This window comes from Gemmatimonadaceae bacterium (genome assembly GCA_036273715.1).
In the GTDB taxonomy this organism is placed as follows: Bacteria; Gemmatimonadota; Gemmatimonadetes; order Gemmatimonadales; family Gemmatimonadaceae; genus JADGGM01.
On sequence record DASUHB010000074.1, the window covers coordinates 133,491 to 140,183 of the forward strand.

The 6,693-nt window shown below is 64.3% G+C and carries 4 protein-coding genes and 1 riboswitch; of the genes, 1 reads left to right on the plus strand and 3 read right to left on the minus strand.

The genetic code is table 11. From position 1 onward, the window contains the following. Positions 1-223: 223 nt before the first annotated feature. The 3 genes from VFW04_18985 to VFW04_18995 form a co-directional block, all read right to left on the minus strand. On the minus strand, positions 224-1,288 hold the full coding sequence (locus VFW04_18985) for a glycosyltransferase family 2 protein (GenBank protein HEX5181424.1): 1,065 nt from the start codon (positions 1,286-1,288) through the stop codon (positions 224-226). Next, positions 1,285-2,415, minus strand: a complete 1,131-nt coding sequence (locus VFW04_18990; protein HEX5181425.1) for a hypothetical protein — start codon at positions 2,413-2,415, stop codon at positions 1,285-1,287. Before VFW04_18990 ends, VFW04_18985 begins: the two co-directional genes overlap by 4 nt. 288 nt (positions 2,416-2,703) lie before the next feature. Next, complete coding sequence (locus VFW04_18995; protein HEX5181426.1) at positions 2,704-3,981, minus strand: glycosyltransferase; 1,278 nt, start codon at positions 3,979-3,981, stop codon at positions 2,704-2,706. Positions 3,982-4,260: 279 nt separating this feature from the next. Next, a riboswitch (cyclic di-GMP riboswitch) is annotated at positions 4,261-4,350 on the plus strand. Between the two features lie 23 nt (positions 4,351-4,373). On the opposite strand from VFW04_18995, the gene VFW04_19000 reads away from it, so the two are divergent. After that, the coding region (locus VFW04_19000) for an Ig-like domain-containing protein (GenBank protein HEX5181427.1) at positions 4,374-6,693 on the plus strand (2,320 nt) is incomplete at its 3' end.

Sequence of the window (6,693 nt, forward strand, 5' to 3'; positions counted from 1 at the left end):
CGCTGTAATCAAGTTCTTGACCCGCGGAAATCGACAAGAACACGCGATTATAGCGGCTTTAACTATCGATCGATCGCTCTGTTGTAGCAATGCTGCATCGATTGGGGGACGTGCTCCACGCTGTGCCGCAGCTCATTGGCAGGTGGCAACCTACGCAACCACGGACGCACCGCCCGGCCGCGAGCCGAGCGGGCACAGCGCCCTTCTCGTTGGTGTCGGGGCACTATCTCGTTAGGCGGCTCAGCCGGACCGACTGCCGCGCCGACGCACGCTGGAAGACCAGGAAGGCGATCGCGCCGTGCAGGTAGCCGAGCCCGTAGGAAAAATGCAGCACCGCGAACGCTGCCGGGGAGAGCAAGGCGACTCGGAGGCCGCCCCGGCGGGCGATGTCCATCGAGACGGAAAGCAGCGCAACCAAATAGATCGCAACAACCCCGGCGAGAACACCGGCACGTTTCGGTACGACCACCGCGAGAATCGCCGCCGCGATGACCAACGCGGCGAATGCGGGTGGAACCAGCTGGCGCCAGCTCGAAACGCCGCCCGATTTCCGAGCCACCAGGGGCTTGTAGTAGCCGTACTGGTAGTATGTGCGCCAAAGCTTTCCGAGCGACTCTCGCGCCCGATAGCGGCACTCGACGTCCGGCACGAGCAGGATTCGGCCGCCGGCACGCGTTAGGCGGAAATTGAGCTCGTCGTCCTGATTCCGGATCAGGTCCTCGTCGAACATCCCGATACGATCGAAGACGTCCCGCCGGTAGCAGCCGAAGGGCACTGTGTCCACCCAGCGCGGCTCATCGATTCCCACGCGGTAGTGCGCGTTGCCGACGCCCGCTGGATGCGCCAACGCCGCCGCAATGCTTCGAGCCACGGCGCTCGTTCCGCCAGGCTCCGTTATCCACAGCCCCCCGACATTGTCGGCGCCGCTCTTCAGCAGCCATCGCACGAGCGATGGGATGTACGACGCCGGGTAAATCGTGTGCGCATCCGCGCGCATGATCACCTCACCGTGCGCATTCGCGATCCCGACGTTGAGTGCCGCCGGCGTGATCCGCTTCGGATTGTCGAGTACGCGTACTGCGGGATGAGATGCGGCGTACGCAGCCAGCCGGTCGCGCGTCCCATCATCGCTCATCCCATCGATCACCAGGATCTCGAGGCGGTCGGCCGGATACGGCGCAGCCAACAGTGAGGCCAGACACGGCTCGATGAAATCGCGCTCGTTCCGGCACGGAATGACCACGCTGACGAGCGGCGTCTGCTCGATGTCCTGCCCTCGGTCCGTCACGGCGCTGTCTCCGATCCCGATGCCCTGGCGCGCATCTCGTTGATCACCGCGCGGAATTTGCCGTTCGAGCCGCGCGGAATCGTGTCGACGCGCTCGAGCCTAACGCTGACCTGGCCCAGGCGATCGCGGATGCGCGCGATCAACTCACGCTCGTGATCGGCGGAGAAGCCGGACGCGGGAACGAACCGCAGGCGCACGGCCTCCTCGCTTTCCTGAATCAACTGGGCCTCGACGAGCGGGATGCTTGCCTTGAACACCGGATCCAGTCGGCCGACGCGTCGCCCGTCTCTCGTGACCAGCTCATCGTCGGCCCGGCCGTCCAGCGCGCCTAACACAGGAAGCATGCGTCCGCATCCACAGCAAGACCTGTCGGCGAGGACGGCCCCGCGGTCGCCGACAAGATACCGGATCAACGGCATGTCGGTGTTCAGCAAGCCAGTACAGACCAGATCGCCCGTCGCACCGGGCCGTGCTGCCGCGCCGTCATCGAGCACTTCGACGACGCCCGCGTCGGGCCAAAGGTGCAGCGCGCCGTGATCGCACTGCGCCGCCGCGGCTACGATCTCGGACATGCCGTACGTCTCCCGCACGGGCGCAGCGAACGCATCTTCCATGGCGCGCCGCTGATGCGGGTACAGCGGCTCTGCATTCGTCACGACGACCCGTAGCGCCGGCGGCCGCCTGCCGAGGCGCAAGATTCCCTGCGCGAGCGCGTACAGCGCGGAACTGTAGCCCCACAGATATACGATCTCGTATCGCTCGAGCGCCTCGACATACGCGGGGATCGCATCCGCTCGCAAATGATAGGATGAGCAGTATAGCTGCGAGAGCGGACCATTCCACACCCAATACGGCGGCGCGCCTTGTCGTATCGGCGTGACCAACTGGCCGCCGAAGATCGCCCATCGGTCGTGCAGCGTCACACCGTTCCAACGCCGCCATCGCGCCTCGAAGAGCGCGTACCATTGATGCACCGTCTCGCGCCGGAACCACAGCTCGATCGGCGTGCCCGTCGTTCCGCTGGTGTGCTCGTGGAACATCGCGCCTCGACGACAGTCATCCGCAACGAACGACCGTGGATCGCGCCGCACCGCCGCCTTGTCGAGCACCGGCCAGTGCTCGAGCACGTCCCACGGCCTTCGGTCCCCCGTGCGTCGGCGCTCTGACCACAGCGCACGATAGTACGGCACCCGTTGAGCGGCCCGCTCGAGCAATACAGCGAGACGATCTTCCTGGTAGGCGCGCCAGCGCTCTGCGGACCACGTGTCTCGTTCGAGCGCTTCTGCGACGAGTCGCTCGGTTTCCGGACCGTATCTCCACGCGCGAAGACGAGCCCCCCGCGCACTCGCCGCGATCGAGCGGGCACCGGGCGGAAGGCGATTGTACACCTCGAGAAGTGCGTCGCGCCAACTCACCTAATTCTTGACTGTCGACACGGATGACGACACAGTCTCCTCGCGGCTGCTCCGCGGCCTGCGCCTCGATTCGACGAGTCGTGCCGCGAGATGCGCACTCGTGACTTTCACATCCAACATGCCCTCCGCCCGCGCACGCGCCGCGCGCGCAAAGCGCAACCGCTTGTCTGGATCGGCGAGGAGTGATCGAATCGCCTCGCCCAGCGCACGTGAGTCACGCGGTGGCACGAGCACGCCGCACGCGCCATCCGCAAGCAGCTCGGGAATTCCAACCACCTGCGTCCCGATAACTGGAGTCCCGAGCGCCATGGCCTCCTTGATCACGGTCGGCACGGCATCGCCGAGACCCGTCGACGGATGGACGAGGATTGTGGCGGAGCGCATCGCGTCACGCACTTCGCCCGGCTTCAGCCAGCCGCGGAAATTCACACGATCAGCGACGCCCAATTCCGAAGCCATCCGTCTGAGCGCCGGCGATTCTGGCCCCTCGCCAATGATGTCCAAGTGGACACCGTGATCCGTTGACCCTACTGCTGCAACGGCCCGCACCGCGTCCGAGAAACCTTTGACGCGTTCGAGCGACCCCACGCACAGCACACGACCCGGCGTCCGGCCGGCTTCAGAATAAGAATACTCGCTCAGGTCGAGACCGAGGTGATGCAGCTGCACTTTACCTGAGATAGCCGGCCACACGCCGCGAAAATGCCGCTCGAGATATGTGCGGTTGAATTCGCACACGACGAACACGTTATCCGCGTACTGCAGTTTCTGCTTCATGAAGACGGGCGTCCGATACAGATCCGTGCCGGCATGAAGCGTCATCGAGAACGGCGCCCCTGGGCTCGTCACCCTGTGAAAGAGCGCCGCCGACGTCGCTGCGTAATTGCCCCAATACGACCACACATGGTCGAACCCATCCGGAAAGCGCCGTGCCCACTCGAGCGCACCACGAATCGCGTATATGGTCTTCGCCGTGGTCTCCCAACCGTATTTCAGTGCAGACGCACTGGCTGCGAGCGCCATCTCTACGGGTAGAGCACTCGCCCCATGTCCACTGGAGTTCGCATCACCAGTGCTCGATCCCAGGTGATGAATGCGGGCGCGCGACAGCACCGCATCGCTCAATTCACTCGGCACATACTGCCACAGCGATTCATCCAGGGGGCGGAGCGGAAAAATGTCCACCTCAATGCCGTGATCGATGAGGCCCCGCACATCGCGCGCGAAAAAAGTGCTAACGCGATTCGGAAATTGATTCGTGAAGATGGCGAGGCGCACGAACTCTCTGCGTGATCGAGCGAAGCGACGCGTTCACTCGTCGGCGACTGCCGACGTCGCGCGCGAGTATGCGAATCTTGGATGTTGCAAATATAAGAATAGAGCAATGTGACGCTTATCGTTGCGCACCCGACGAATCTACTTGGATTTCCCTATGATCTGACAACAATTGAGGCAATGCGAACACACGGAAAAGGGGCGTGGTTGCTTGTCGATTTGTCGAGCGTCGCTACGTCACACAGCAGGCACCAGGCACGATCGCACGCCCCACTGGGGCTCACGCGACAAAGGCATACCCGGCGAAAGCCGGCGACGCAAAGCCACGAGGCTACAGCGCGCACCGCGCGCCATGCCGGTCGGGCCGCCGAACGGATCCTCAGCAAGGGGGTGGCATGCGTCCCCACGTTCGCGCAAGCTCCATCGCAGTGTTCCTCATCGTTGCCGCAGCGGTAGCCTGTCTCGACACATCCGCTCCGCTGCTCGATACCCCGCACTCGGCAGCCTCGATTTCGATCGAGCCGACGAGCGCCAGTGTCCACATCGGCGGCACCGTGTCATTCGACGCGGCGGTTCGCGATGCGTCGGGAAACGCCATGTCTGGCGCCCAAGTCACGTGGCGCAGCTCTGACACGACGATCGCCATCGTGTCGGCGACCGGCCAAGTGACACCGCGACGCGTCGGCACGGCATCCATTACGGCGTCCAGCGACCAGCAGTCGGGTGCCGCTTCCCTCACTGTGCTGCCTGCGGCAGTGGCGTCGCTGGCCCTGTCGCCCACAAGCGCGTCGCTGATGACTGGCGACACGATGCAATTCTCGGCCACACCACGCGACGGCGATGGCAATGTCCTCGCCGGTCGATCTGTCAGCTGGACAAGCTCCAATCCAGCTATCGTGACGGTGTCGTCGACCGGTTTGGCAATCGCCAAGGCTCAGGGCTCCGCCCAGGTCACAGCAACTTCCGACAGCGTAGAGGAAAGCGCTCCCGTCTCCGTGGTCGGTGTCATCGTCGACAGCGTCGAAGTCTCGCCAGCGGTGACCTCCATCGTGCCGGGTCAGTCGGCGCAATTCTCGGCGACGCTCCTCGACAGCCGCGGACGGCCAATGAAGGGGAGTGTCGAGTGGTCTGTCGATGACTCGGCGCTGGCATCGGTGACGGCGACCGGTGTGGTGACAGCAAAATCCGCTGGTACTGCGACCGTTGTCGCGACGAGCGGGAAGAAGCATGGCAATGCAAAGCTTCAGATCGCGAATGTCGCAGTCGCCGCGGTGATCGTCTCGCCGGGCACGCTCTCGCTATCAATCGGCAAGACGTCACAGTTGGCCGTAACGCTCAAGGATTCGGCCGGCAATGTCCTAACGGGACGAACCGTGTCCTGGTCGAGCTCCAACTCGAGCGCCGTGTCGGTATCATCGACTGGTGTCGTCGCGGGAGTCGCCGCCGGTACTGCGACCATCACTGCGACCAGCGACAGTCGGTCGGGCGCAGCGTTGGTCACCGTCCCGGTCAACCCGCCGACTGTCGCATCGATCTCGGTCACGCCTTCGACGCTGACGATCATCAAGGGTAAGACAAGTCAACTCACGGCGACACCTCGGGACTCGGCCGGGACTGTGCTCGCCGGACAAACGATCACCTGGGCCACGTCGACCAGTTCCGTCGCGACCATCAGCTCGGCCGGCGTCGTGACCGCTGTCGCCACGGGAACGGCGACGATTACCGCAGCGAGCAACGGACACAGCGATAGCAGCGCGATTACCGTCGTCAACGCGCCGGTCGCGAGCGTTGCGGAGACGCCGGACAGCGCCACCATCATCATTGGTGGCACGGTTCAACTCAGCGCGTCGGCCCTCGATTCATCGGGCAACGTACTGACGGGTCGTACGATCACGTGGTCGGCTGCAGACTCGACGATCGCGTCGGTTTCTGCGAGCGGTTTGGTAAAAGGTGTCGTCGCCGGCTTGACGCAGGTTTACGCGACGAGTGAAGGCAAGCGTGACTCGACCACCATCACCGTGGCGGAAGCGCCGGCGGCGTCGGTTGCGGTCACGCCAAGCTCCGTCAGCCTCGTGGTCGGCGCATCCAAGCAGGCGTCGGCAACGGTACGCGATGCGAACGGGAACGTCCTAACGGGACAGACCGTGACATGGAAGAGCAGCGCAACCGGTGTCGCGACGGTTTCATCCAACGGAATGATTCAGGCAGTTGCCGTCGGAAGCGCGACGGTGACCGCAACCAGCGGCGGGAAGAGCGGAACGGCGGGAATCACCGTGACGCAGGTGCCGGTTGCGACGGTTAGCCTTTCACCGACATCCGCTACGCTGTCCGTCGGTGGCACGCAGCAACTCACGGCGACCTTGAAGGACTCGGCGAACAACGTGCTGAGCGGGCGCACGATCACCTGGCAATCGTCCTCCACGTCGGTGGCGACGGTCAGCAGCTCAGGTGTCGTGACCGCGATTGCGGCCGGATCGGCCGTCGTCAAAGCCACTTCGGAGTCGAAATCAGCAACGGCTTCGATCACCGTCTCGGGTGGCACGGGCGCGACATCGCACTCGGGGTGGTACGTAACGCCTAACGGATCGAGCGGCGGTGCGGGCACGGCCAGCTCGCCCTGGAATCTGACGACGGCGCTGGCTGGCGCCGGTGGCCGGATCCATCCGGGCGACACGGTGTGGATGCGCGCCGGTACCTACGGGAGCGGCGGCTACA